The 25,506-nt window shown below is 60.2% G+C and carries 26 protein-coding genes and 1 tRNA gene; 6 read left to right on the forward strand and 21 right to left on the reverse strand.

Going from position 1 to position 25,506, the window contains the following annotated elements; all coding sequences use genetic code 11:
• Window positions 1–29 precede the first annotated feature (29 nt).
• The 3 genes from DOM54_RS19430 (at window position 30) to DOM54_RS19440 (ending at window position 4,374) form a co-directional block, all read left to right on the forward strand.
• Entirely contained in the window at window positions 30–1,718 is a 1,689-nt protein-coding gene (locus tag DOM54_RS19430; protein ID WP_110717914.1) for a methyl-accepting chemotaxis protein, read from the forward strand.
• Window positions 1,719–1,840: 122 nt separating this feature from the next.
• Window positions 1,841–3,631, forward strand: a complete 1,791-nt coding sequence (locus DOM54_RS19435; RefSeq protein ID WP_110717915.1) for a sensor domain-containing phosphodiesterase — start codon at window positions 1,841–1,843, stop codon at window positions 3,629–3,631.
• 518 nt (window positions 3,632–4,149) lie between these two features.
• Window positions 4,150–4,374: a hypothetical protein gene (locus tag DOM54_RS19440; RefSeq protein ID WP_110717916.1), complete on the forward strand. Its 225-nt coding sequence runs from the start codon at window positions 4,150–4,152 to the stop codon at window positions 4,372–4,374.
• Window positions 4,375–4,398: 24 nt separating this feature from the next.
• Here DOM54_RS19440 and DOM54_RS19445 read toward each other — a convergent pair whose 3' ends face one another.
• The 15 genes from DOM54_RS19445 to DOM54_RS19515 all read right to left on the reverse strand — a co-directional run bounded on the left by DOM54_RS19445 (window position 4,399) and on the right by DOM54_RS19515 (window position 17,410).
• Window positions 4,399–5,007: a hypothetical protein gene (locus DOM54_RS19445; RefSeq protein ID WP_110717917.1), complete on the reverse strand. Its 609-nt coding sequence runs from the start codon at window positions 5,005–5,007 to the stop codon at window positions 4,399–4,401.
• A gap of 79 nt (window positions 5,008–5,086) precedes the next feature.
• Window positions 5,087–5,938 (reverse strand): hypothetical protein, encoded by an 852-nt coding sequence (locus tag DOM54_RS19450; protein WP_110717918.1) that lies wholly within the window; start codon window positions 5,936–5,938, stop codon window positions 5,087–5,089.
• A gap of 80 nt (window positions 5,939–6,018) precedes the next feature.
• Window positions 6,019–6,774 carry a restriction endonuclease gene (locus DOM54_RS19455; RefSeq protein ID WP_110717919.1) on the reverse strand — a complete coding sequence of 252 codons (756 nt, stop codon included), beginning with the start codon at window positions 6,772–6,774 and terminating at the stop codon, window positions 6,019–6,021.
• Between the two features lie 98 nt (window positions 6,775–6,872).
• A complete protein-coding gene (locus DOM54_RS20330; RefSeq protein ID WP_206019159.1) occupies window positions 6,873–7,574 on the reverse strand; it encodes a hypothetical protein in 702 nt (233 codons plus the stop codon).
• A gap of 81 nt (window positions 7,575–7,655) precedes the next feature.
• Window positions 7,656–8,420, reverse strand: a complete 765-nt coding sequence (locus DOM54_RS19465) for a hypothetical protein (protein ID WP_110717920.1) — start codon at window positions 8,418–8,420, stop codon at window positions 7,656–7,658.
• A 1,510-nt stretch (window positions 8,421–9,930) separates the two neighbouring features.
• The gene (locus DOM54_RS19470) at window positions 9,931–10,836 is read right to left on the reverse strand and encodes a hypothetical protein (RefSeq protein WP_110717921.1); all 906 of its coding nucleotides are present in this window, start codon (window positions 10,834–10,836) and stop codon (window positions 9,931–9,933) included.
• Window positions 10,837–10,895: 59 nt separating this feature from the next.
• Window positions 10,896–12,674 (reverse strand): DUF927 domain-containing protein, encoded by a 1,779-nt coding sequence (locus DOM54_RS19475; RefSeq protein WP_110717922.1) that lies wholly within the window; start codon window positions 12,672–12,674, stop codon window positions 10,896–10,898.
• A complete protein-coding gene (locus DOM54_RS19480) occupies window positions 12,667–13,719 on the reverse strand; it encodes a toprim domain-containing protein (RefSeq protein WP_110717923.1) in 1,053 nt (350 codons plus the stop codon). The genes DOM54_RS19475 and DOM54_RS19480 overlap by 8 nt, the downstream gene beginning before the upstream one ends.
• Complete coding sequence (locus DOM54_RS19485) at window positions 13,712–14,017, reverse strand: hypothetical protein (protein WP_110717924.1); 306 nt, start codon at window positions 14,015–14,017, stop codon at window positions 13,712–13,714. Before DOM54_RS19485 ends, DOM54_RS19480 begins: the two co-directional genes overlap by 8 nt.
• Window positions 14,010–14,249: a hypothetical protein gene (locus DOM54_RS19490; RefSeq protein ID WP_110717925.1), complete on the reverse strand. Its 240-nt coding sequence runs from the start codon at window positions 14,247–14,249 to the stop codon at window positions 14,010–14,012. The genes DOM54_RS19485 and DOM54_RS19490 overlap by 8 nt, the downstream gene beginning before the upstream one ends.
• Before the next feature lie 526 nt (window positions 14,250–14,775).
• Window positions 14,776–15,039, reverse strand: a complete 264-nt coding sequence (locus DOM54_RS19495; RefSeq protein WP_110717926.1) for a hypothetical protein — start codon at window positions 15,037–15,039, stop codon at window positions 14,776–14,778.
• The gene (locus DOM54_RS19500) at window positions 15,036–15,335 is read right to left on the reverse strand and encodes a helix-turn-helix transcriptional regulator (RefSeq protein WP_110717927.1); all 300 of its coding nucleotides are present in this window, start codon (window positions 15,333–15,335) and stop codon (window positions 15,036–15,038) included. The genes DOM54_RS19495 and DOM54_RS19500 overlap by 4 nt, the downstream gene beginning before the upstream one ends.
• A gap of 184 nt (window positions 15,336–15,519) precedes the next feature.
• On the reverse strand, window positions 15,520–15,981 hold the full coding sequence (locus DOM54_RS20540) for an ogr/Delta-like zinc finger family protein (protein WP_110717928.1): 462 nt from the start codon (window positions 15,979–15,981) through the stop codon (window positions 15,520–15,522).
• Complete coding sequence (locus DOM54_RS19510; RefSeq protein WP_110717929.1) at window positions 15,978–17,168, reverse strand: tyrosine-type recombinase/integrase; 1,191 nt, start codon at window positions 17,166–17,168, stop codon at window positions 15,978–15,980. The genes DOM54_RS20540 and DOM54_RS19510 overlap by 4 nt, the downstream gene beginning before the upstream one ends.
• 165 nt (window positions 17,169–17,333) lie before the next feature.
• A tRNA-Arg gene (locus tag DOM54_RS19515) sits at window positions 17,334–17,410 on the reverse strand.
• Window positions 17,411–17,582: 172 nt separating this feature from the next.
• On the opposite strand from DOM54_RS19515, the gene DOM54_RS19520 reads away from it, so the two are divergent.
• Entirely contained in the window at window positions 17,583–18,419 is an 837-nt protein-coding gene (locus DOM54_RS19520) for a methyltransferase domain-containing protein (RefSeq protein ID WP_110717930.1), read from the forward strand.
• Complete coding sequence (locus DOM54_RS19525) at window positions 18,419–19,426, forward strand: methyltransferase (RefSeq protein WP_110717931.1); 1,008 nt, start codon at window positions 18,419–18,421, stop codon at window positions 19,424–19,426. The genes DOM54_RS19520 and DOM54_RS19525 overlap by 1 nt, the downstream gene beginning before the upstream one ends.
• Here DOM54_RS19525 and DOM54_RS19530 read toward each other — a convergent pair.
• The 6 genes from DOM54_RS19530 to DOM54_RS19555 form a co-directional block, all read right to left on the reverse strand.
• Window positions 19,410–20,681 (reverse strand): EAL and HDOD domain-containing protein, encoded by a 1,272-nt coding sequence (locus DOM54_RS19530; RefSeq protein ID WP_110717932.1) that lies wholly within the window; start codon window positions 20,679–20,681, stop codon window positions 19,410–19,412. The two genes, DOM54_RS19525 and DOM54_RS19530, sit on opposite strands and share 17 nt — an antisense overlap.
• 95 nt (window positions 20,682–20,776) lie before the next feature.
• Window positions 20,777–21,319, reverse strand: coding sequence for a transcription elongation factor GreB (gene greB / locus DOM54_RS19535; protein ID WP_110717943.1), 543 nt, complete (start codon window positions 21,317–21,319; stop codon window positions 20,777–20,779).
• A gap of 73 nt (window positions 21,320–21,392) precedes the next feature.
• Window positions 21,393–22,040 carry a glycosyltransferase family 2 protein gene (locus tag DOM54_RS19540; protein WP_110717933.1) on the reverse strand — a complete coding sequence of 216 codons (648 nt, stop codon included), beginning with the start codon at window positions 22,038–22,040 and terminating at the stop codon, window positions 21,393–21,395.
• 46 nt (window positions 22,041–22,086) lie between these two features.
• A complete protein-coding gene (locus DOM54_RS19545) occupies window positions 22,087–22,692 on the reverse strand; it encodes an SAM-dependent methyltransferase (protein ID WP_206019161.1) in 606 nt (201 codons plus the stop codon).
• Window positions 22,689–23,480: a PIG-L deacetylase family protein gene (locus DOM54_RS19550; RefSeq protein WP_110717934.1), complete on the reverse strand. Its 792-nt coding sequence runs from the start codon at window positions 23,478–23,480 to the stop codon at window positions 22,689–22,691. Before DOM54_RS19550 ends, DOM54_RS19545 begins: the two co-directional genes overlap by 4 nt.
• The gene (locus DOM54_RS19555; protein WP_206019162.1) at window positions 23,477–24,604 is read right to left on the reverse strand and encodes an acyl-CoA dehydrogenase family protein; all 1,128 of its coding nucleotides are present in this window, start codon (window positions 24,602–24,604) and stop codon (window positions 23,477–23,479) included. Before DOM54_RS19555 ends, DOM54_RS19550 begins: the two co-directional genes overlap by 4 nt.
• A gap of 174 nt (window positions 24,605–24,778) precedes the next feature.
• Here DOM54_RS19555 and DOM54_RS19560 point away from each other — a divergent pair, with 174 nt between their 5' ends.
• Window positions 24,779–25,480 (forward strand): tetratricopeptide repeat protein, encoded by a 702-nt coding sequence (locus DOM54_RS19560; protein ID WP_240613978.1) that lies wholly within the window; start codon window positions 24,779–24,781, stop codon window positions 25,478–25,480.
• Window positions 25,481–25,506: the final 26 nt, after the last annotated feature.

The following is a 25,506-nucleotide window of genomic DNA, read 5'->3' on the forward strand; positions in this document are numbered from 1 at the left end:
AAGCGAAGGGCCTCACGGAGAGAAGATGGATGTTGTTACTCAATCGAAGTGTCAAATTGCGTCTCGGTGCGAGCCTAGGGCTGTGCATCGCGATGGTGATCGTGATCGGTCTGTTCGCGCTATGGGGTCTGAGCACCGGCAATCAGAAAATGCGGGGAACCTACGACAGAAACGTCGTGACCATGGAGGATTTGGGGCGGGTCAGCAATCTTCTTCTACGCAACCGGGTGCTGACGCTTCAAGCGCAGAGGGATAAGAACGTCGAAACCCTCGGCCAGCTCCATCAGGTCCTGGCCGAGAACGATGCCGAGGCTGACGAAGCCTGGGCCGACTACTACCCCGAGCGAGTCGATAGCGATGCCGAGAAACAGTTGGCGACGCAATTCCAGACCGCGCTGAGTTCACTGCGCGCCGATCTGGACGAGCAGTACGAGGCGATGATGCGGGGGGACTTCCAGCGTGCCCAGGAGATTTCCAGCGCTCGCCTCAATAGTGGATACACCCGGGTTCTGGACACGATCAATCAAGTGGTCGAACTCAATCGCCAGCAGGCCGGCACCGCGTATGTGAGTTCCACGGCGGACTATGAGCGGGCGCGTGCCTTGACGCTTGGCGCTATCGCTCTGGCTATCGTCATCGGGGTTGGGCTTTCCATCTGGCTGACACGCGGCATCATGACGCCACTGGGCAAGGCGCGTGCGCTCGCCGACGCGCTGGCCGAAGGCAAGCTCGGCAACGACATCAACATTACCTGCAAGGATGAGTTCGGCGACATGCTTCGCTCCCTCCAAACGATGGAGGAGCGCTTCTCCAGCGTGGTCCTGACCGTTCGAAGAAATGCAGAGTCCGTGGATCTCGCGGCGAATGAAATCGCCCAAGGCACCGACGATCTGAGTCGCCGCACCCAGGAACAGGCCGCGAGCCTGGAGCAGACAGCCGCGTCCATGGATGAGATCACGTCAACGGTCCGGCAGAACGCCGAGAATGCCCTGGCGGCCGATCGTCTGGTCAATGACCTCAGCCAACAGGCCAGCTCGGGTGGAGAAGTCGCCCAGAAGGCGGTCGAGGCCATGGGGGGCATCAACGCTTCCAGTCGGGAAATCGCTGGCATCGTGGGGCTGATCGACGAAATCGCCTTCCAGACCAATCTGCTGGCGCTCAATGCCTCGGTGGAAGCCGCGCGCGCGGGCGAACAGGGGCGCGGCTTTGCCGTCGTGGCGAGCGAAGTCCGCAACCTCGCCAGCCGGAGCGCTGAGGCCGCCAAGGATATCAAGAGACTCGTCGAAGAGAGCATCGCACAAGTGGATGCCGGCTCTGCGCTGGTCGACCAGGCCGGGAATGCACTCGCGGAGATCGTCGAGGGTATCCATCGCGTCACCACCCTGGCTGGAGAGATTGCCGTGGCCAGCCGTGAGCAGTCCCAGGGCATCGATCAGGTGAATACCGCCGTTTCGCAGATGGACGGTGTCACCCAGCAGAATGCCAGCCTGGTCGAGGAGTCCAGCGCGGCGAGCCGGTCGTTGCAGAAGCAAGCGGCCGAGCTGTTGAGAGAGGTCTCTTTTTTCAAGGGGGCCGAAGACACCGACGGTTCCCCGTCACGGGCGACCAGCAACCACCCCAATGCCAATCCGCCCAGGGATCGACAGCTGGCGTCGAGGCAGCTCAAGCCGAGGGCTCTCGAGCCGGCGAGGGAAAGCGCCGATTGGGAGGCCTTCTGATCGAATCGCTCAGCGCCCCGTCAACGGGGCGCTCTGATTTCGTATCGATTGAATTTGTGCTCGTTAAAGCCGATAAGGAAGACAGATCTGTTCCGATGTTGCTCATCATTCGGGAGTAAGGCTTGGGCGTCGATAGAAATCTTACCCAGAGCGAACGCCAGAAGCTCGCGACGCTGGAGGCCCAGCGACTCGCGCAGCTTGGGCCGGACCGTTCGCTGGACAATATCACCAGGCTCGTCACGCAACTCCTCGGTGTACCGACAAGCCTGGTGACGTTGATCGGTGAGGAGCGCCAGTGGATCAAGGCGAAGCAGAACTTCCCGGTGAGCGAAACGCCTGCCAACCTGGCCATCTGCCAGCGAACCATCGAGCGCAATGCGCTGACGGTGATCGAAGACACGACGCTCGATGAAGAGTATCGGAACAATCCTCTCGTCGTGGCCGAACCCCGGATTCGCTTCTACGCCGGGGCGCCGGTGTTCTCCAGCGAGGGGCAGGCCATGGGTTGTGTCTGTGCCATCGACTACCAGCCACGCTCGCTCAGCGAGCGTGACCGCGGCATCCTCGTCACCCTTGCCGAGCTGGCCAAGGGCATCTTCGAGACCAGCAATACCGTTGGGTTTATCGACTCCGTGACGATGTTACCTAACCGGCAGAAATTGATCAGAGATCTGAACACGCTCAATGAAAGAGCGCCCGACCAGGCGGCTCTGCCGGCCACATTGATCTTTGTCGAAACCACCAGGCCGGGTTACTACAACGAACTGATGCACGGGTTTGGCATCGATGCGGTCGAGAGCCAGTCGCGGGACGTCGCCAATCTATTGAGAATCTCATTACCCTCGAGTCAGATTCTCTATGCGGTAACGCTTTCAAGATTCGCCATTTTGATAAAGCAGGCAGATAAACAGATCGCCTTCACGGCACTGAAGGCATTGGCCGCCAGGGTGTCCAGCGGTGAATATGAAACGAATCTGCCAACCCGATTGAACCTCCGCACTGGCTATTACGACTTCGACCCCGGACTCACCAGGCCCGTCGATGCTTTTGGCCGGGCGCTAAGCGCGCTGCATGAGGCGTTGAGCAAAAGAAAACCCGTGATGCCCTACTGCGTGGAGTTCGACCAGGCGCAGCGCCGCCAGCTTGAACTCACGACGGGGTTCCTGGAGGCGCTTCAGGCATCCGACCAGCTGCACCTGGTCTATCAGCCGAGAGTGAGCCTGCGATCGGGCGAGGTAGTGGGGGTCGAAGCACTACTGCGGTGGAATCATCCGAAGTATGGCAATGTGCCGCCCCTGGATTTCATCCCGCTGATCAGCCAGACCACGTTGATCAGTCCCCTGACCCAGTGGGTCGTCTGCGAGGCGATTCACGCGATCAAGCGATTCGAACGCGAAGGCGTGCCCTTGGTCGTGTCCGTCAATGTCACGACCACGAACTTGCTCGAGGAATCCTTCGCGCTGGATATTCTCGACATGCTGGACGAGCATGGTGTCAGCCCCAGCTATCTGGAAGTTGAGTGCCTGGAAATGGAGGAGCTGCTCCAGGATCCCCGCGCGGTCGAAACCATCCAGGTCTTTCGAGATGCCGGGGTCAGGGTGGCGCTGGATGACTTCGGGAGTGGTTACAGCAATCTCAACTACCTCCGGCGCATTCCCGCGGACGTCATCAAGCTGGACAGGAGCCTGGTCAGCGACATCGACAACAACGCCGGCAGTAGAGCCATCGTTTTCCGCCTGATCCAGATGCTGCAGCACTTTGGCTTCGAGATCGTCGCAGAGGGGATCGAAGATCAGGCGACTGTAGATCGGCTACGGGATTTTCGATGTGACGCGGGGCAGGGATACTTCTTCCATCCTCCTTTGAGCCTGGAGGCTGCTCTGGAAGCCACCCGGCAACGCTCGAGCGCTTGACGACCCAGGTGCAACGATGGCTCGCATCGATCGTGGATGGCACCCGGCAGGTACGCTGCTGGGTGGCAGTTGATCGACGCTAGCTGGCCTGGCTGTTTCCGTCTTGGTAAGGACAAGCGCACGTCGGTCTACAAGTGACAATCGAATAGGGGATTGGCCATTGATCCTGCCGTCCGTATACCTGTCTCTTCAGGGAGGGGCCAATCGATGGCAATTGCAAGCCTGTGATCAACAGCGCTTTTATAGGTCTCTGGGCAACAGCGGAAGAGACTACTTGGTGCCCCATCAGGATTCTATAATTAGAGGTATCTATATGTTTTTGCGAGCAATTATCCAGGTTGGATAATTCAGATATACCACGCGATATACCTCTCAGCCTCAAAAGCTGACCCTATGGTTGTCCATCGCATAACTACGCCGCTACGGCTCCAGGCCGCCCAGCAAGCTCGTCTGTGGGCACAGTGTGCCCCACAATGATCGCCCATGGGCTTGTCAATCACTGCCAAGCGTATCGATTCATGTCAATTCAAGTGAGAGAAGCGAGAGAGACAGACATTGGGGAGATCTTCGCCATTCGCACCAGCGTGGCCGAGAACCATCTTTCGCTCGAGCAGCTCGCCGAAATGGGCGTCACACCCGATACCATTGCCGCCGAGATCGCCCAGGGCCCTTGTGTGTGGGTTGCGGAGATTGACCGCTCACACGCGGCGCATCTTTGGGGTGGAGCCGAAGGCGCAATCTAAAGGACGTCTCTCTGCCTGCAATTGTTATGTAACGTTGCCATAGGCAACTCTTAAAACATCGTCGACACTTCCACTGTGGCACCCTATCTCGCCAGTAACGAAATGAGAGTGCCCCCATTCATTTTCATAGGCGTATGAAGCCTTGAACTCTTCAAATTCTTCACCTGATACGTCCATGCCCAAATCACATATCTTCTCAAACACTTTCACAGAGAAATTGAAGATGCAGGGGTTGATGTTCACTACCTCACCATGCCAACCCAAAATTGATCGAATCATCTTCTCTTGGTCTTTACGGTAGCGCGCGCTGATATTTTCTATAGAGGCCTCGATTAGGGCTCTTGGAACCAAGCAGAGATACAATAGGTCTGTTGTTATCGGAGGCAGTTCTTGAACAGGTATGATTTTGAGCTCGTTGATCAACTCTTCCTGGTGATGATAGAGGTTTCTCAATGCTTTTAAAGCAACAAACTCTTCAATTTCAAAGAAGTTTTCTTGATGATTTAAATTCAGCTTGTCATTCAGGCTATGAACGCTATTCAGATAGTTAAACAGTGTGTCCCGGTCCGGTGAGACACAATGCTTGTGGTACAGCCTAAAGAACCTTTCGCAAGCAGCAGCGGTTCCGTTCAAAGTGGACCTCCATTAATTACATAACGCTTGCAGTTGCGGCTGGAGCGCGGGACAGTATCTATCTGATAATCCACGCTATTCAGCCATTTTTTAACTGCTTTGCTAAATCATTGACGGCAGCCTGCACTACTAGCCACGAGATCCCGCATGTATCAGCATCAGGATTCATACGGGTTGCCATCTGCTCGTATGGATGAATAAGATTTCTGAACTCCCGCAGAGAATGAGAGAACTTCTTAACATCCAGGTCAAGCCATCCAACGTGATGGGCAACATCTATCATCTCGGCCAGCTTCCAGTTAGCGAAATTTTTCACCTTCCCTGTCTTATGATCCATTGGTGCACTCGGGCATCTATTTACAAATGCAGGATTTCTCTGGAATACTCCTAGCAACAAACCTTCCAACATACTACCCATAACAATGGTAGCGGATAGAAAGGCTCCAGCGTCAACACAGCGCTGAGACTCCTCCCAGCGATTCTTCAGGACCTCTCCAACCCCGTACTCTAGACCTAGAGCAAGGAAATCAGGAGCCGACAATGGTTGTAGTTCGTATTCATTCTCACCCACATTGGAAAAATCTACTGTAATCTTTTCAAACTTAGGCTCCGTCTCCACGAGTTTTATCTTGAAGCCCTCAACATAGAGAATGTTATTCAGTTGAAGCAATGCGGATTTTGTCTTTTCTCTATCTCCTGCGTACTCCCTTGGCGATGCCAGCCTTTTCAGCACTCCAGCCAGTTGCTCCCGGTTACACTCTTTAAGCCGTTCCAAAACCCACCACTGACGAGTGGAACCATCATGGACGAACTGAGGTAAGCCAGCCCTCTGAAAGAACGCTGTTATCTTCGAGCCAGATCGGTATTCAGGGTTTTCCTCATCGTTACCGCATATGAACCCAGCAAGTTTTTCCAAGGTACTTTCGTCCATCTAACTCCCTATATGGCTAACGCCGTTCTCTGCGGAAAATTTGGAGCGTAGCGGGAAATTGGTCCGATAACAGCGCCTTGTTAGCTTTTATACTCATTTAACCAGTTAAGTAGCTGTTCTCTATCTACCAAAGATAAATCCCAGCTGCTCGACGCCTCATTTTCTACAAACTTTCTCGCATCGCTAGTAAAAGTCGAAGTAGTCACTACGATTGTTTTGTTCGGGCCATCTTTCGTGTTTTTAACTCCATATATTTCTCGCACTACGCCAACACTGACTTTGTTGCTTTCCAAGTAATACTTGCACTCAATAAAATATTTATTTTTTATTCCTAATGCATCTGTATGAATGGCAATGATATCTTTTCCGCCATCTCTTGTTTTTTTGGTCAAATCGACTTCATAGCCTTTATGGTTAAAAACTTCAGCAACAATCTCCTCGAACTGACGAGATGTTAATTCACTAAGAAACCGATTGTCTGCTTTTAAAGCTGTGATCAGTTCTGATATTGATTCATGTAGTTCAAACAAGTCTCTTGCGTTGTAAATTTCTCTAACATACTCAAACTCCGGCTCGCCCTCAGTCTGTGCTCCAGTTGAGTTGTTTAGTGTAAAGTTTAGTGCTCCTGTTGGGTATTCAGAGACCTGAAAATTAAGAGAGATGCCTGCACCACAGCCAGTGCACTCGAACTCATGAATCACATCATATAAGTTTTCCTCCCCCATTTGGCGATCACCACCACCCACACATTCGACAGAGAAATCTGCTATGGAAATCTCATCCTTAGATTCGCAGCTATTACACACGTATTCAACTGAACCAGAAAATTCCCACATAATTCTCTTTTCCTTCGAAGAGCTAACGCCTGCAGCATGCGCGCCTATGAGATGGGGCCGAAGACGCAATGTAATGGGCTTCACTGTGTCTGCGCTGATTATGAGTCAGCTTTCTGTTCTAAAACAGGATTGTTGGTGCCGCTGGGTAATTCTTCTGTCCGTGCCTGTGTTTTCCACACAATTTCTGCAACTTCTCTTATTCTGTCTACGATTGGCTTTGCGTCTTTGCCAAGCTTTCCAAGAACTACTCCTGCGTCGCCTACCAACCCCCAGAACCTATCAAGATCCGAGACACGTTTGTGCAACTCAGCCTGTAAACTCTCTAGCCTTTTTAAAAGACGTTGCTTGTGCCCCGAATCTAAATTATCAACCCTTGAAAGATGCGTTCTGATCTCATTGATGAGTAATTGCACACGGTCAAGATCACCTTGAGTAAATTCATAGGCGAATGATGACTTAAGCACGTTTTCATATTGCTTTTTAAAAGAATTTATTTTTAACTTTGTAGCTTCCCCTTGAAGAGTTTTTTCAACCTCCTCAAGATATTTTCTAAGAGTATTGCAGTTCTCGTGAATATTTATCGATGGCTCAGGGAGCTCTAAATCCAAATCTATTTCTTTAGCTTTTATTATTAAATCCACGAATATCGACGCCTCCCACAGTAGTTCATGCTCCTGAGCAGTCCATTCTTCTCTATTGTCTAGTTCATCTTGTGCAGCCATTGCCCTCTTGCATGCCTTGACTAGCCCTTCGATAGGCTCCTCTTCCACCTTCGCGATAAATTCCGGCTCAAAGAACATTTAAATCCCTCTATATGAATAACGCCTTGCTCACCGGAAAATTATGAGCGCAGCGAGTAATTTTCCGAGTGTGGCAACTGGTTATACCCAGCCTGAACTCGACCGCCTCGTGGCCAACGTTAAAAAGCGACTGGCCAAATCCTCCTTCAGCCTTTCCAAGCCTTCACCGTTGTTCAGATATTTGGCAAAGCGATGATGCCTTAAGTCAAACGGCACGTCCTGCTCTGATTGAGTAATTGGCACCACATGTTTTCCCAATGCATGTGCGATACCAGCTTCGTAAAATACGTTCGGATTCTTACCTGTGAAGTCGCATACAACAATGTAAGACTTAAAAATGAGTGTGAAAACATCTTGGATTACGGTCGAGTGGTCCCAGATATTGTCCGCTCTTTGGCACTCGAAACCTGCTTGCTGGGCAGCTAATACAATAGCGTTATAGATACCGCTCATTGAGGCGTCGAAAGGCATCATTACCGAGATCAGGTCTGTATCGATAGAATCGCTGGGAACGTCAAAGATGGTCGGAGAAAACACTATTTTCCGCCCTTGGGCTACCTCACTAGAAACGTTCTCCCCAGCATTGCCGCAGGTTTTGTGAATATATTTCATGACAATATCAAGATTCTCGTCTTCTTGACCTATCATTTTTCGCAGAAAGGTCAATGCCAACCCGTCATAATCGGGGTCGCCAAAAGAGAGGCTCCGCAATAGTCGGGGGTGTCTCTCAACCTCATCAATCATATTTGTGAGGGCACCAAGCTCGCGCCAATTTGACGAATCGAAATCCTGGACGACAGCGTCCTTGATCTGGATCAAATCTTGTCCAGAGATACGCGAGGGCATCCGAGTGTCTCCTTAGATATAACAGGTATTAGGCAGCATGCTCGTCTATTGACTTGAACGCGCATGCGCGTTCAATAATATTATTATGCATTGCAAAAAAGCCCTTAACCTATTGAAATCGATCGCCATTAAATATGGCTTGGCAGTGTAGAACTAATGATCATGATTGTTGAAGAACGCTCTTGAACTTGCTTGCGGCGGTCCTCGGACCACCCGATTTGGGTCGTAACCCATCAGCCTTCTCAAAACCTGTCAGGAATACATTTACTATCAATCTGCCACTTCCGTTTCACTTCTCTATCAAATTTCCCCCGCCTCTCGTCGGGTAGTCTGCAAAACGCATCATTTCGCACTATTTTCTCGGGCCCCTAATCGGTCCGCTGCCTCAGTACCGGTGCGACTTGGCGCCCCCTGCAACGCTGCATCGAAACCGACCCCTTTAGCGCGCAGGGGAGGAGGGGAGTCGACAGCGCGCCGGTGGTGCCGGCATAGATCCCCCTGTAATCCGAGCCCCTGCAACAGCAAAGGCTACTTTCCTATTACTGTTAGTAACACTTTGGCCCAATCAGGCTCTCTCAGGAATCCACCTTTTGTCTATCTGACGTCGCACAGACAGACTTGAGCGTTTTCACTCTCTACTAACCGTTGGGAGTGGGTAAAACTGCATAAATCCGCATAATTTTTCCGCACCTTCTACCCCTCATCCGCGCCAGCAGTGGCGCGGCTCGAGGCCGTTTCTGCACCTGCGTAATTTTCGACCCATTTAGTGCGCGGGCGGGGCGGGGTGCTGATCGCGCGGCGCGGGGGCGCACTGCCGAGGCGGGGTCATAGCGCCGCTGTAGGCAACATGGCGGCCAATCTCGGTCCATCCCGTCGGGTCGATGCACCACGACGCTCTCGCGGGTTCTGGTGCTCCCTCGAGCAGTTTCTATTGCCCTGGATCGAGTGACAGACCCAACCCCATCGCTCGCCAGGGGGTGAAGGGGTCAATGCGTCGCCGTGGGTGTCGTGTATCCCAGATCCCCCCAATATTCCCCTGACTGTTTTCAAAAATCGTGGCAACGCGGCAACAGTGGTAACAGCCTTTATTTTCAATGGCTTATAAGTGGCAACGCGTTGCCACCCCTTTTCAAAATGGCAACAGCGTCAGAGGGGGATTACTGATACAAGGAGATGTGTTGCCATTGTTGCCATTCCCTTATTCCTATAGGCAACGCTACAGCCCCCGTCATTGCTGGGCGTTGCCTTGTTGCCACTGTTGCCACAAAAACTAGGTTCCTGTGAAAAACTCCTTTCTCGGTGGCCGGGCCGGTCGCCATGGTGTCGGCGGGTCGCCGTCCAGGTGCAGCAACTCCCTCTCTGGCGAGCGATGGGGTTAGGTGGGGTTACGATTTCGGCTGGCCGGCTGTTGTGTCGCCCTGTGGGGAGAGCCGTTCGTCGCGCACAAAAAAGGCCTCCGCATGGGAGGCCTTTCGGATGTCACCGATAGCTAGGCGGCAGGATCAGGGCATCAGCGTTGAACTCGGCCGGTGCGCTGCTCTTCCAACACACGGCGACGGCGTCTCATTTCAAGTTGCAGCGCGTTAGTTGGACCTTTGTACTCCCGTTCGCAGTCGAGCTGGGGAATCGTCTTCAAGGTTTCGAGGGGATCGTCTTCGGCCACTACTGGGCGCAACGCTTCATCCTGACCTTTTCGTAGACGCGTGGACAGCAACACGGGCAGGCGGTTCTTCGCTTCCGCCTGGATCGCCGCATGGTAGGAATCGCTGACGACACCAGCTTGGTACAGCCCCTGGTAGCTGTCACGGGTATCCCGCTCGAGCATCTCCTGCATGGGGCGCATGACATCGATCAGGGCCTGTCCTTCCGGTGTCGCGATGACCGCCGCCAGGGCACGGTCGAATTTCTTACGCAGTTCGATCCGTTTGGCCTTGTATGCGGCCGAACCGTAGGCGGTGCGCGCCTCGATCACATCGATGTTGCGGGTTTCGTACTCCTTCTCGAGCTCGGCCGCCAACGCTTCCAACTCCTCGGCGGTCTCTCTGTTATCGGTGACGGCTCGCTTGAGCTGCCTCACTTCGCGGGTCACCTCCCCGTCGTTCTCACGCAGCAGCTCGCGCCAGCGGGTATCGCTGGTTTCCGCTTCTTCGCGAGCGGCGGCGGCGCCCTTTTGATTGCGGCGCAGTCGGTCGACGTAAGTCTGTAGATCCCTGCGCTTGGCGAGGTAGACATCGCGCAACTGGGCTTGAGTGGCCATGTGCTCGGGCACGGCGTCGGTTTCCTGGGCGTTGCTGGTGTCGTTGGCGTCGATAGTCACGTTTTCGGTTCCTTGCGTCGTTGCATTGGCGTCGATCATGGTCTCGGTCTCTCCGGGCGCTGGGGTTGCATTGTCGGCGTTGTGGGTCGTGTGGTTCATGCGGGTGTCGCTCCTGGTCTCGGTGGCTGGCTGGGGTGGATTGGCCGGGCGCGGGTCGGTCATGCCGCGCCCCGGTCGCTGTCGAGCTTGTCGGGATCGATGACGAAGAACCGTGCCGAGCCGCCCCCTGGCAGGCGGTAGTTCTTCTGGTGCCGGTTGCCGTCGGTCTTGGCCAGCACGCCGCTGGTCTCGAGCGTGCGGATGATGCGAGCCCGCCCGTAGCCGTCAGCCGCTTCGGCCAGCGAGGCGCGGTTGAACAGATAAAGGCGCTTGCCGTTGTCGATCTCGAAGTACCCGGCACGGTGGCGCACGTTGGGATTGGGCAGCGTGGCGGCGATGTCGGAGAACCGGCTGTCGCCGTGCAGGGCGATGAAGTCCGAGAGGGCGGCCAGGATCTGGCGATCCTCGGCGTTGCCGTCGCCGACGCTGGCCAGCCACTCAAGGAACAGTTGGCGGCAGGCCCGGGCGGCACTGGTGGGCGGCCACGGCAGCAGGCCGTATTCGATGGCCAGCTCGCCGGCGAGACCGATGACGGCGAAGCGGTCGGCGACCCGGCCCGCCTGGGGGCTCGACGTCTCGAAGCGCTGGCGCACCTCCTTGAAGCGACGATGGAAGTGGTCCGGATCGTTCTCCGTCACCAGCCGCTCGACGAACGCCGGGCCGATCTGGCCGAAGTGCTGCGACGCCGCCGTGGTCAGCCGACGGTGGAACGACGCGCCATCGCTGCCGTGCACGTCATCGAAGGCGCGATAGGTGCGGGTGCCGGCGTTGACGTCGACCATGCGCAGCTCCGCCCCGGCGTGAGCGCTGTTACCCGAGATGGCGGCATGCTCGGAGAGCGAGCGCTCGCCGCTGGAGAGGGCCAGCACGCGCCAGTAGAGCTTGGGCCGTCCTTCCCGCTCCCGGGTCATGGTGCCCTTGCCGGTCCCGTTGGCGATGGCGTAGGCCATCTCCTGCACCCGCTTGGGATCGGCGCGCTTGATCTCGTCGAGGATCAGCACCGTGTCGTTGCGCGAGGAGGCCTCGATCTCGATGCCGCCCTTGGACATGTCCCAGGAGGCGGCGAAGACGCCGGGATTGCCCCACACCGACGCGGCCAGCGACTGCGCCAGCGATTTACCGCTCGAGGAGTCGCCGACCAGATGGACGCCACCGCCGTTGACGCCGACGCGGGAGAGTAGCGGCCCGGCCAGCGCGCAGCCCACCGCCAGGATCAGCACCGGGTTACCCTGGCAGTAATGGGCCACCTCGGCCTGCCACGCCTCGAGCGTGCCGCGCTCGGAGAAGAGGTGGGCGGCCTTGCCGCTGTCCTGAAAGCGCACGTCGGCATCGCCCATGATCCGGTTCGGCAGCACGAACGCGCCGCTGGTGTCGTGCCAGCCCGGGCGGGTGGTGGTGGCCAGGATGCGGTCGAGGCCGTGGTGGCTGGCGATGTAGGCCGGGACGTGGCGGCGCTGGTTGTACTCGATCTCGAGGCCCTGGCGCATGAGCGCCTTCAACACTTCCTCGCCCTTGCCGGCGAGCGCTTCCATCGGCATGACGTGTTCCACCGAGCGGCCCCGATGGCGAAAGCGCAGCAGACGCCCCACGCTGCCGTCGTCGCTGTTGACGGTCTCGGCGTCGACGTGGAGTGGCGCGCAGATCCAGACGTCGTAAGGCTGGCCGGCCTCGTCGCCGTTGGAGTGTTTGATGCCGTGGAACCACGTCCCGGCGCGAAACGTCTTGCCATCGGCGCTGATCGGCCCCTCGTAGACCGCGAAGGCGGGCCGCTCGAGACGGTCGAGGTTCGGGGCCGTGGGCTCGCCGACCAGCGAGAGGGTGGGTTGCGATTCACTCATGGTCACCTCCCGTCATGTCAGTGCTGCCAGCCTGTCTCTGGTCGTCTTGGGACGCGTCATCGAGTCGGGCCCGATGCCAGCGATACAGGTCGTTGAAGTCGGTCAGGTCGTCGGGGCAGCCGTCCGGCCACTTGGGATAGAGCACCATCGCGCCGACGGCTAGCGCGGCGTCGTTGGCCGCCTGTCGTCCGGGATTGCCCTGGGTTTGGCGGTCGTCGTCGCCGGCGATAACGAGATCCAGCGAACCGTTCAGCGCCTTGCGCAGCTTTTCGGCGACGGCGCGCAGGTTGCCGGCGTGCATGGCGCAGACGGCGGGATCCCCGGTGAGGCGATGCAGCGTCGCCCCGGTCGCCCAGCCTTCGCAGACGTACACCCGGCCACCCGGAACGATTTCGCCGATTACGGCGTAAGCGCCCTGGACCTGTCCGCCCTTGAGAAAGCGTTTCTGGCCGTTGGGGGTGATCCACTGCAGATTGACCAGCTCACCGCCGGAATGGAGCGGCACCAGCAGCCAGCCCCGGCGGCACTGGCGCAGGTGGTAGGCCGGAATGCCCTTGGTCATCAGGTAGGGATGCGTCGACGGCGCGGGCCGCGCGGCACGCCATGCCGACCGCGCCCGGTCCGCCGCTTCCTGGCGAGCGAGTTCCCGCTCGGCGGCGTCGTCCTCGAGACGCTGACGATAGGCCACCATCGCGGCGGCCTCGGCGGCGTCGTTCACCGGTGGCGTGACGCCACGGCGAAACACGCCCAGCCCCAGCCGGCGATCGATCGCCATGGCGGCGTCGACCTGCCGGCAGGCGTTGAGGTAGCTGTAGAGCGAGACCAGATCGCCGCCGTGGGCGCTGTTGTCGGCAAAGTCGTTCCACTTGCCACTGACCAGCGACACGCCGAACGAGCCGCTGGCGCGGTCGCCCCGGGCGACGTTGCGGGCCACCCACTCGCTGCCCTGACGGCTGCCCTGAGGCAGCCATTCGCGGGTGAGGGTCTCGGCGTGGGCCAGCGAGGCGCGGGACACGCGCTGGATCTTGGCGATGACCTCAGACATGGCCACCTCCCGCGTTCTGACGCCGGGCGGTGACAGGCGTTTGATAGCCGCGAGCGGCGACCAGCAAATCGCTGGCGTCGCCGATCAGGAGCCGCGACACCATGGCCAGATTGGAGAGATCCACCGACGTCAGATCGCGGTCCTGTCCGTTCATGGTCGAGAGCGTGAACATCAGATCCTTGATCGCGTCGAGGCGCATCTCCGCATTGTCCAGCAGGGTCTCGCGGTCGGTGCGCGGATCGATCAACAGGCACTCGGTTTCGGTCAGGCAATTGGCGTCCTCGAGGCGCTTATCCATGGTTCACCCCCTCGGCCATCAGGGTGTCGAGGTCGGCCAGGAACTGCTGGCGCTCTTCCTGGGTGATCGCGCCCAGCTCGGCGGCCATGCGGGTCATGCCCAGCAGGTGAGCGAGCTGTTCGGGACGACGATTGACGCGAAAGGCAATCAGCTTGGCGCCGATGACGGCGGTAGCGATTTGATGCGGGGGAATAACGGATCGTGCGGACGCACGGGGGGCGTGTTCTGCCATGGGGCCAGCTCCTTGAGTAGTTCCGGAGCCGCCACCCTTCGTTCTCACGCGAATGGGGGCGACTGTACGCAGGGTGAGAAACCGGCACTCAAGGAAACCGGCCGGGCCGAAGCCCGCCCACGCACAGCCGCCATAACGACGCATTGCGGGCACAAAAAAAGCGCCTGCAAAGGTAGGGGCGCTGTAGCGCCTTGAGTAGCTCGGGTTCTCACGCCCGGTCACGGATTTTGCCGTGACGCGAGCATCGTAGCCGGACCCGTTGGGAAGGTGCAAGCCTTCCCCGGCCAAAGGATGATGAATGGCCAGCGCCAGCCCCCGGACCATCGGCGTGTGCCGGGGCGTGACACCGCGCCGGAATTTGCTAGGATCGTCGTTGCAAAGAGTGTCTTCGAGAGCCCCGGCAGCCCCACGCTGACCGGGGTTTTCGCGTTTATTGGGCACAAAGCCTCCCTGTTCCCCTCGGCGCGGACGCCGAGCGGCTGGCTGATTCGCTGTCGTTGAGTGGTGCGAGCGTGCGGCGGGCGGCCTAGCAGTCCGTCTGCTCGTAACTGAGATCGCAGTTGAGGTCGCGCATCAGCACCGTGTTGGGATCGCGGGGCAGCGTGGAATGCTTGCCTTCACCGCCATTGCGGTGCATCAACACGGTGATGCGCTCGCCGCTGGCGCTGTGGCGCACCACTTCCCGCCCGGCGCTATTGATCGCAACGTTCAGGGCCTCATCCAGCGCCGGGACATCCTGGTCGGTGAAATCGAGCGTCTGTCCGCCTACCGTCAACGTGAAGCATTTCATGCGCGAGCCTCCTGGGCGTGGGAGCCGAAGTGTTGGATCTGGCGACCGGCCAGCGTGCGGTTACGCTCGGCGAGTCGGTTGGCGATCCAGCTATCCACCTCCTCCTCGAGCCAGGCGACGCTCTTGTCGCCGATGGGCAGCGGAGCCGGAAAGGTGCCGTTGCTGACGCCGGCATAGATCGCGGATCGGCTCTTTCCGGTCTTGAGCTCCACGTCGCGGCGTCGAAGGAGACGATTGCCGAGCTGCAGGCGCTCGACTGTCTCGTACGGGGCGGCTGTCGATGTGACGTTGGCCATGTTGGTTCCTCGGTGGCTGTCAGGGCGTGCCCGGGCCAGTCGGCGGCGGGACATGCACAGAATGCCGAGGAGAAAAGAGGACTTCGAGCGGTTCGAGCTGTAAGTCAGCTATCTACAACTCCATACACCTTTTGATCAAAAATTGATCGACTTTGATACCGCTGAAACCGTCGTCGGAGACGATTCAATCGAGGTTGGGAGCCAGATAGATATGGTCGGAGATGGTCAGCTCGGCTTTCAGCCGACAGCCGCACTTGGCGTAGCGGCACTGGAGGTAGATCAACTTCAGATTCGGGCTCAATTCCCGACTATTGCGAATCCGCATGGCCGTGCCGCACTTAGGGCAGCTCTGGTGAAGCCCCTGGATATCATCGACCGGATATCCGAAATAGTCGCTTTCGCGACCCGGGCGACTACTCAGCTTCGTCTCGAGCGGGAACTCGTTGAGAGGATCAGCGGCGGCATCTTGTCGCCTGCGAGTGTAAGAGCGGGTGGGGGATAAACGGATCGTCGCCGTCTGGTGCATGCCACAGGAACTCATGATGCATCCGAGCGCGACCCATATAGTCCCGTCGGCTCTGTTTTCCCAGATCAGGGTCCGCATCGGCAACCCGTGAACCGGGCATTTTTGCCCCAGCGCTCTCATCGTGCATCGACCGGATAAAGCCTGTCGGCCCAAAACTGCATCATCGCCGGCCGCTGTTCAGGGGCCATGTGCTCGGCATGGGTATAGATTCCCTCGACGCCTGGCAGCTTGTGCGAGAGCTGCATCTCGATCCACTCGCGGGGGTAGCCGTACTCCTTGAGCCCGGTGGCGACCATGTGGCGCAAGCCATGGGGCACCAAGCGGCCCTCGTACCCCATGCGCTTGAACGCCATGTTGAACGTCGCGTTCGAGAGCGGTTGGCGAGGGTTGTTCCTGCCCGGAAAAAGCCAGCCGAAAGGGTGGGTCATCCTATGGAGTTCGCGAAGCTCGAGAATGGCCTGAGAGGGCAGTGGGACCTTGTGCTCGCGGCCCATTTTCATTCGCTCGGCGGGAATCACCCAAACGCCAGCCTGAAGATCGAATTCATTCCATCTGGACAGACGAAGCTCACCGGGACGAACGGCGGTCAAGGTGAGCAATTTCAGGCCAATGCGAACGATGGGGCTGTTGGTGTACCCCTCGATGGCCTCGGCGAGAGCCGGGAATTCGTCTTGAGGAAGGAATGGGTAATGCTTTTTCTTCTGAGGCAGAAGCGCTGCGCCAAGGTCCGTTAACGGATTGTAGGTGGCGCGCCCGGTAATGATGGCAAAGCGGTAGATGTCTCGACAGAAGGCATGAACGCGCCGGCGTTGCTCCCCCTTGCCCGCTGACTCGAGCCGACGCAGCAGCTCTAGCCATTCGAGCGGCTTGATTCCCTCTAAGGGGCGGGAACCCACATAGGGGAAAACGTGACGCTCCAGTGCTCCCCAGCTTTGCTTGTCTCTGCCTGAGCCGGCTTTCCAGCGATGGCTCATGGTGTCGTGCCACTCCTTGGCCATGGCTCGAACGGTATGAGTGTTAGCCAACTCCTTCTCCAGCTTTTCCTCCTTGCGCTGTTCGACCGGATCGATGCCTTTAGCGATGAGGCGTCGCGCGTCCGTTCGCCTTTCTCTGGCTTCGGCGAGCGTGATCTCGGGATATGGGCCGAGGCTCATCATGTTGCGCTTGCCGTTGGGTCGGGTGTAACGCAAACGCCAGCCCCGGTGGCCATTGGGCGAAATCCTGAGTTCCAATCCCAAGCCGTCTGATAGGGCGATGGTTTTGGGACCTGGTTTGGTTGTTTCGATCTTGCGGGAGGTTAGCGGCATAGTGGCATACGAGTGACAATCGAACAGAGGGTTACTCCGATGAGTATGCCATCTGTATGCCGGATTTGGGAGGAAGAACTGGGAACGCTGAGGACTGAATTGTAGTGTAAAGCTATGAATTTTATTTGTTTTTTGGAACTTCTCGGAACGTTAAGGAATGTAATTTGGTGCCCCCATCAGGATTCGAACCTGAGACCTTCCCCTTAGGAGGGGGACGCTCTATCCAGCTGAGCTATGGGGGCGAGATCGGTAGGCAGTGACGACCGCCATGGAATGGACGGTGCATGCGTCTCTGGCGGCGCATAGTATAAGCGCCGGATTCGCCAAGATAAACCCGCGGTCGCCATTGCGCCGGGACGCTCCGCGTTGGCATTGGTACAATGCCGCCTTTCCGATTCGAGCCATCGCTATCTCATGCCTTGTTCTGATGACACCGCCTCGCGCACGCGGCACGGCAACGATATTCCCGTGGGACAGGACCGGATCTTCGACGGCCTGGCCGATAAGTTCGCCAACAGCCTTTATGCCACGGCGCGCGGCCAGATCCGTCTGGCGGTGCTCGACGACGTGCTGTCCCGCGCCCTGCCGCCGGAGGGTGGGCCGGCGCTGGATGTCGGCGGCGGCCTTGGCCAGATGAGCGGCTGGCTGGCCGAGCGGGGCCATCACGTCACCCTGGCGGAACCCTCGGCGGACATGCTGGCAGGGGCGCGGGCCCGCTTCGGCGGGCTGCCTATCCAGACGTTGCAGGCGCCGATCCAGGCGTTGCCTGAGCTGGCGCCGGGGCCATGGCCATTGATCGTCTGTCATGCGGTGCTGGAGTGGCTGGCGCAGCCGCGCGAAGCGTTTTCCCTCCTGAACGCGTTGCTGGCACCGGGCGGTCGGCTCTCCTTGATGGTGTTCAACCGCGATGCGCTGCGTTTCTCCAACGTGGTCAAGGGCAATCTCGATAAAGCGCTGGAGGATCGGCTGTCGGGCACCGGCCGGCGCCAACGCCTGACGCCGATCTCGCCGTTGACGCATGCCGATATCGAGCGCTGGTGCCGGGAGGAAGGGCTGGTGATCGAGAGTGTCGCCGGCATCCGGATTTTCCACGACTACTTGCGTGAGCGCTCGCCGAGCGAGGCGCAGCTCGAGACGATCATCGAACTCGAGAAGCGTTACTGTCGGGTCGAGCCGCACTGGCGGCTGGGGCGTTACCTTCACTATCTGATTCGACGTGCCGACGGCACCGACCCCGAGGAGATGTCTTGATGGCGACGCAGTCCCCCGCCTGCCAGTTGCTGGCCCGCCAGGATGCCGATTATCGCGGCTGGCTATGGGTGGCGCCGCCACGTGACGGCTGGCTGGAGTCGGGTGAAGGGGTGGTCTGGAGCGCGGACCTGGATGTTTGCTCGGCGTGGCAGCGGGCGGGGCGCCCGGCCTATGGCGCCTTGACGCCGCTACCCACCGAGGTGCCGGGTGCGGTGCTGTTCTGGCCCAAGAGTCATGCGTTGGGGGAATGGTGGTTGACGGCGCTGAATGCGGCGCTGCCAGCCGGCACGCCGCTGCAGATCGTGGGGGAGAACCAGGGGGGCATCAAGCGGGTTCCCAAGGTGCTGGCGGGGCTGGACCAGGCGTGTCGAAAACTGGATACGGCGCGCCGCTGCACCTTGTTTGCCACCCGGACGGCGGAAGATGCTGGCGACACAGAGTCCGTCTGGCACACCTTGACGGTGGATGGCCTGACCCTGGCGACACATCCGGGCGTCTTCGGCCATGGCAAGCTGGATGACGGCACTCGGCTGCTGATGGAGGCCGTGACCCGGTCACCGCTGCCGGCCTCCGGCCAGTCAGCGATCAGGGCCCTGGACGTGGGCTGCGGTGACGGCATCCTGGCGGCCTGGCTGGCTCGAAAGGGGTGCGAGGTCACGGCGGGAGACATCAATGCATTCGCAGTCGAGGCGACCCGCCGCAGCCTGGCGGCCAACCGGCTGAGCGGCCACGTCGTCCAGAGCGATGTCTACGAACAGATCGACGCCACCTTCGATGCCATCGTCAGCAACCCGCCGTTCCACCAGGAGCGCGCCATCGATTATGGGCCCGCCGAGAGATTGATCAGGGAGGCACCGGCGCATCTCTTCGGCGGTGGCAGTCTGACCCTGGTCGCCAACGCGTTCCTGCCGTACCCCGAGTGGCTGCGGGCTGCCTTTGGCGATTTCGAGGTACTGGCTGACGATCGGCGGTTCCGGGTTTATCGGGCGATCAAAGCCTGGCGCTAGTCTGCAGCTCCCTCATGGATTGCATGGCGCGTTGATTCGCCTCGCCAATGTTCGAGGGCTTGATGCCCAGTGATTTCAGGCGTGCCCAGGGAATTTCGTTCCACTCGCCGCTCTCCAGCCGAGTCGCGGTCTCGAGCAGCGTGCCGACCGGCCCATCATGATGCAGCAGTGCAGCCGTGATCGAGGCGTGCAGGGGGAGCGATTCGACCAGCTCCTCCAGGGGGCGATTGAAAAAGGCTTCCAGGTAGGAGAACAGGCCCGCGATAAAGGCCTTTTCGGCCAGGTCCGGGTCTCCGAACGCCAGTTCCCGGCAAAGACAGGCGCGTGACAGCGCCAGCTGCTGCAGGGATTCCGGCTTGTCTTCCATCTCCGAAAGCGCCAGCAACGTCGCCAGGCTGCGGATACGCTGGGTACCGATCAGGGCCACGGCCTGATGCAGCGAGGTGATGTCGACCTGGCGCTGATACTGCGCCGTATTCACCAGCCGCAGCAGTCGTACGCCCAGCGTCGGATCGCGCTCGATCGCCGACGAGATTTCGCCCACGCTGACTTTCGGTTTGTTGAGCGTCGCGATGAGCTTGAGGATGGCGAGGCGGTCGGTGGTGACCGCAGCGCCATGAACAAGCTGGGGGCGAGCGAGGAAGTAGCCCTGGAACAGATCGCAGCCGGCCTGCTGGCACCGCCTGAGATCCTCCTCCGTCTCCAGTTTTTCCGCCAGGATCCTGAGCTTTGGATAGTGCCGGCGTAATTGCTGGACGATGTGATCGAACCCTGCCGCGTTGTAGTGCGGGTACTCGAGCTTGACGATATCCACGAGTGGCAGGCAGGGATGAGTGGCATCGGCCTCGACATAGTCGTCCAGCGCGAGCGTGAACCCTCGCTGTCGCAGCGCTTCCAGCTGGGCACGGATGGCGTCGTCGAACGGGATGTCTTCCAGGAGCTCGACGACCAGTCGGGATGCGTCGAACGGCAGGTCGTCGCTGAGCGTTTCGGAGGTGAAGTTCACGTACAGCGGCTTGCCCTGGCTGACCGCGTTCAGATCGCCCTGGGTAAAGGCATTCAGCAAGACGGTACTGGTCGCCCGGTTGCCATCGAATGGCATCGGCATCGGGCCGCCATCGGTGGGGCGGAACAGCAGCTCGAATGCGACGATGTCCAGGGAGGCGTCGAAAATCGGCTGCCGCGCGAACAGGACTGCCGGTGCTGCGTGTTCGGTGGCCTCCTGCATGGGCTGTCCTCGGTGGGTCTCGTTCATCTAGATTCGTCGACGCTAATGCTGTCGAGTTTGTCTATCGACCGTTACGCCGCTTTCTGAATCTCCGCTGATTCATTCAAAAGTCGGGTGGTCCTTCACTGGCTATCGCCGTCCGTATAGTGAATATCGGTGACGATATAATGGGTCTCGCCGCCGGGTGCCGCGACCACGACGTCGTCGTCCAGCGCCTTCCCCAGTAGTGCCCGAGCCAGGGGGGCATCGACGCTGATCCAGTGCTTGCCGGTGTCGGTTTCGTCATGGCCGACCAGGCGCACGCAAAGTTCCTCCCCGTTGTCGTCTTCCAGCGTGACATAGGCGCCGAAATAGACCTTTCCCGTATCCGCCGGCAAGCGATCGACGACCTGGAGCTCGTCCAGGCGCTTGCGCAGATAGCGGATTCGCGCGATGACCCGGTTGAGCTCCTTCTTATTGTAGGTGTAGTCCGCATTTTCGCTGCGGTCACCCAGTGCGGCGGCTTCACCGACCTTGGTCGACAATTGCGGTCGTTTGACGCGGGAGAGATGATCGTGAATGCCTTGGAGCCGATCGAAACCCTGTGGCGTGATCAGATTGCTTTTCTTCTCCTGGCGCGGATCCTTCTTGGGATCGCGCCAGCGAGTCATGTTCCGTCCTTGCATCGAGGTGGCGTCTCCAACGGCCTGGGGATGGCGGTAGCCTAACGCGAATGCCACGGCGCCTGCCATTGGCGCTCTACTCGAGCGACTGCAGTAATGTTCCCAGCCCTCCCGGCGCCCGGCCTGCCCGGCGCGAACTCGTTTTGACCCGCATCTCCTGCAACCAGTCGATGGTGAATCCCCGCTGCCGGAGCGCCTCCACCAGCACGACATCCTCGTGAGTGGTCAATGGCGAAAAGCCCCCCACCGCGAGATAGGCAGCGACACTCACTCCGAGATTGGCGCCATGGATATGCCTTCCGGCCGTCACGGATTGACGGTGGGAGAGGTATCGCCGGCGAAGGTCCGTCGAGAGCGTCGCCCAATCGAGCAGATGGACGCTGCCGCACACCACATCGGCGGCGCTGGCGATCTGGCGCGCCAGCCAGTCGGCCTCGACGACCGTGTCGGCGTCGGTGAAGGCCAGCCACCGCGCACCCTGGTCGATCGACCAGCACGCTCCGTGATGTCTGGCTCGGCCGACATTGGTAAAGGCGACCTCGAGCCGTTCGACGCCGGCCTGGCGGGCGATTGTCGCAGAGCCATCCCGGCAGGCGTCCAGCACGATCACGATCCGGACGGGTTCGGACTGCAAGGCCGGATGCGCGGCAGCGATCTGCAGCGAGGCGATACAGGCGCCGAGTGTTTCCTCCTCGTCATGCGCGGGCACCACGATACCGATCAAGGCGCGGGACTCCGCCTGGGCGAGGATCCCCTGATTGTCACCAGCATCATCTCGATTCTCCCTTCGGCGCGACCTCGGGGGCCAGCCCGGACCACAGCTCGAGGCGAAAGTCCGGCTCGATCAGGCTCGATACAGCGGTCAGCCCCAGTTGCTCGTGCAGATGCTGGTGGACGGCATCGCCGGAGCGGTAGCCGTCGGCCAGGGGGGGGCGCCAGTGGCAGGCGATGAAATCGCCGGCGGGCACCAGGGCTCGCTGTAGCGACTGCAGCGTGGCCACCAGCGCTGTCTCGTCCAGGTAGTAACCTATCTCGCTGAAGACGATCAGGTCGAAGGTGGCCATGGGCAGAGTGGTGGGGAGCTTCTGCTGTTCGAAGCGTATATGGTCGAGATGCCCAAGCCGTTTTCTGGCGCGAGCCACGGCGCTGGCGCTGGCATCCCAACCGGTGAAGCTGTCGCAGCGCCGGGCCAGCGCCGCGCTCAGGGCGCCGACCGAACAGCCTGGCTCGAAGCCGTGGCGATAGCGCTCCCGGCGCAGCATGGCGAGGGTCAGGGCGCGCTTGCGAGCCTCGTACCAGCCTGTGTCGCATCCCCACGGGTCGGGGGAGCCGGCATGGAGCCGCTCGAAATGGGCCATCAGCGGGGCGTCGCTCATGCCTGCACCATCTCGTGGTCCTGCATGAGACGGGCAAGCGTGGGCAACGACAGGACGGCGGGCCGACCCATCGACGGGTCGGGCTCGCACTGGCTGGCATGTTCGGTCATCGCCGCTCGCTTGCGCGCGAGTTGATCGTCATCGACGGCAACGCGCCGGGCCCGGTGCCAGGGGACACGACGGTCCCCTGGCTCGGCCCAGTGCCACATCCAGATCGGCAGTTCGATCAGCGCCAGCCCGCGGTCGTCGGCAAGCTGGGCGCAGACGCGCCCCGTGGCCTCATGGTCCGGGTGGCCGTCACCTCGCCAGGTGGTGACGAGCACGTCGTTGGGCCGCAGGAGTCGATGCAGGCGATAGGCCAATTCATGGCTCTCCTCGCCGACCCGGGTATCGGTGAGATGCAGCCGGATGACGTCCACGCCCTCGAGACCGAGCCGCGACAACGCCCGCCGGCTCTCCTCGGGGCGCAGCTGGCCCAGCCGCTCCGGCGGCCAGGCGGAAGAGCCTGGGTGGCTGCCGGTTCCCTCCGTGACCGACACGATCAACAACTCGCGATCCAGCGCCGACCACTGCTGCAGCAGCGCGCCGCAGCCGAGAATCTCGTCGTCGGGATGCGGGGCAACGACCACGGCGCGGGCGCCGGCGAGCACCAGCGTCCCGGCGTCGATCGCGGGAAGCGCCGAGAGACCTGGCCATTGCCGCCACTCGGCGAGCGGCGTACCCGCGCCGACGATCTGGCGGTCATCGGCGATCGTGGTCGCTTCGGATCCCGTGGCTTCGTCATTCATGACATCAATCTCCATCCATGGTGAGGCAGGGCGTTACTGGGTGCCTTGTCGTCCTGGCGCCGTTGCAGCAAGTCGCGGCCTATCGACTCGAGATCCCGCTCGGCATGGGTCTGGCGCACGAAGACCGGCAGGTCCGCCATCATCCGGGAGAAGGCCGCATCGCGGCAGTAGGGCGCGGCGCCCAGCGCCCGCCCGGCGTGCTCGATGATCGTCGCGACCATGTCGTCGATCGCGGCCCTGACCGAGAGAGCGATAAACCGGGCGTCCTCTTGCGGATGAGCATCGATCCAGGCGGCGGCCTCGCGCAGCCTCGAAGCGCCGTTGTGCAGGGCGAGATCCACCATGCCTAGGTGGACCAGGCGATGGGGATCTTCCGGGGTGGCCTCAGCCAGCAAGGTCTCTCCGATCCGTCGTGCGCCGCCCCACCAGCAAGCCGCAACGCCGATACCGCCCTGCCAGAAGCCGGGGCGTCGAAGGTAGGCTTCGGGGTCGCCAACCAGGGTGGCCTCGACGTTCTCGAACTCGACCTCGACGCTGGCAGTCGCTGCCATGCCGATCGCCGACCAGCCACGCGTGGTCACCTGGACTCCGGACTGGGACAGGTCCACGGCGGCGAGGCAGGGGGTCTTCTCGAACCAGGCGGTGACCAGCGCGTGGGTCACGGCATGCGCCCCGGAACACCACGCCTTGGTGCCGCCGAGAACGACCTCGTCGCCATCGACCAGCGCTCCCGGTCGTCCGGAGGCCGGCCGCAGCATCAGGCGGGCGAAAGGAGGCTCCGCCGCCCAGACACCCCAGTGCGCCGCGGCGGGATAGCGCTCGAGACTGGATATCTCGGCCAGAATCGCCAGGGCGTCGGTGTGCCCCTCGAACAGTTTGGCCAGGCCGAGGTCGAGCGCGGCGATATCCGATAGATGTTGCCATCGGACCCGCGTGCTTCCCCGCGCGGGGAGGTCAAGCCGGTCGAGTCGCGATGCCACGAGATGCCGAAAACGTCGGGCCAGCGACTCGGGATCGGCAGCGGGATGGGGCCAATCGGCGGTAAGCCGGTGCAGCGACGCGGCAAACTCGGAGGCCGATAAAGCCGATAGACAGGGGGGAACCGACTCCATGACATCTGTCACGACTATCTACCTCGCCAGGTGGCACGTCGGTGCCTCTCACCCATGAGCGTAGACGTTATTCAGTTTTCGACTGTCATTTCGAGACCGGGGCCCAGAGCTTGCGACTAAAACCCTATAGTGGTGAATTCAAACGATCGTTAGATTGCAACGATGGCTCGTTCAGGAGTGGCACCGATGGCTCTTTCAGGTATTGCGGCAGTGCAAGGACAATGGCGGCAGCGTTTTCCCTCTTACCGCCCCTGGAGGCGGCCGGTGCTGCGGATCGGCGTGGTAGTGGGGCTTCTGTTCGCGGCGGCTGCCGCCGTGGCGCAGACGCCGGACCCGACCCTGTTTTCCCTCATGCAGCGGTGGGGCAATGTCGAATACCAGATGCAGGGCGACGCCCGCATGAAGGCGTTCGAGGACCTGGCCAACGAGGCCGATGCGCTGGCCAGGAATCAGCCGGACAACCCTCATGTGCTGACGGCCCAGGGGGTCGTGCTGGCGTCCTACGCCAAGGCGAAGGGCGGCCTGGGGGCGCTGGACCTGGCCAAGCGGGCGCGCACGGCGCTGGAGAAGGCGATCGCCATCGATCCCCAGGGCGAGAACGGTTCGGCCTACGTGACATTGGGGGCGCTCTACCAGCACGCGCCGGGCTGGCCGATCGCGTTCGGCGATTCGGACAAGGCGCGGGAGCTGCTGCGGAAGGCAGTGGATATCCGGCCCGACGGCATCGATACCAACTTCTACTATGCCCAATATCTGGAAGATGAAGGCGAGCATGCCCAGGCCCTCGACTACGCACAGCGGGCGGTGGCGGGGCAGGCGCGAGCGGATCGCAGCTCCGACGAAGCGCTGCGCCAGCAGGCCGAGCGCTGGCTCGCCGAACATCGATAGGCCAATGCTGCCAGCGCCGTCGAACG

Source organism: Salinicola acroporae, from assembly GCF_003206615.1.
GTDB lineage: Bacteria > Pseudomonadota > Gammaproteobacteria > Pseudomonadales > Halomonadaceae > Salinicola > Salinicola acroporae.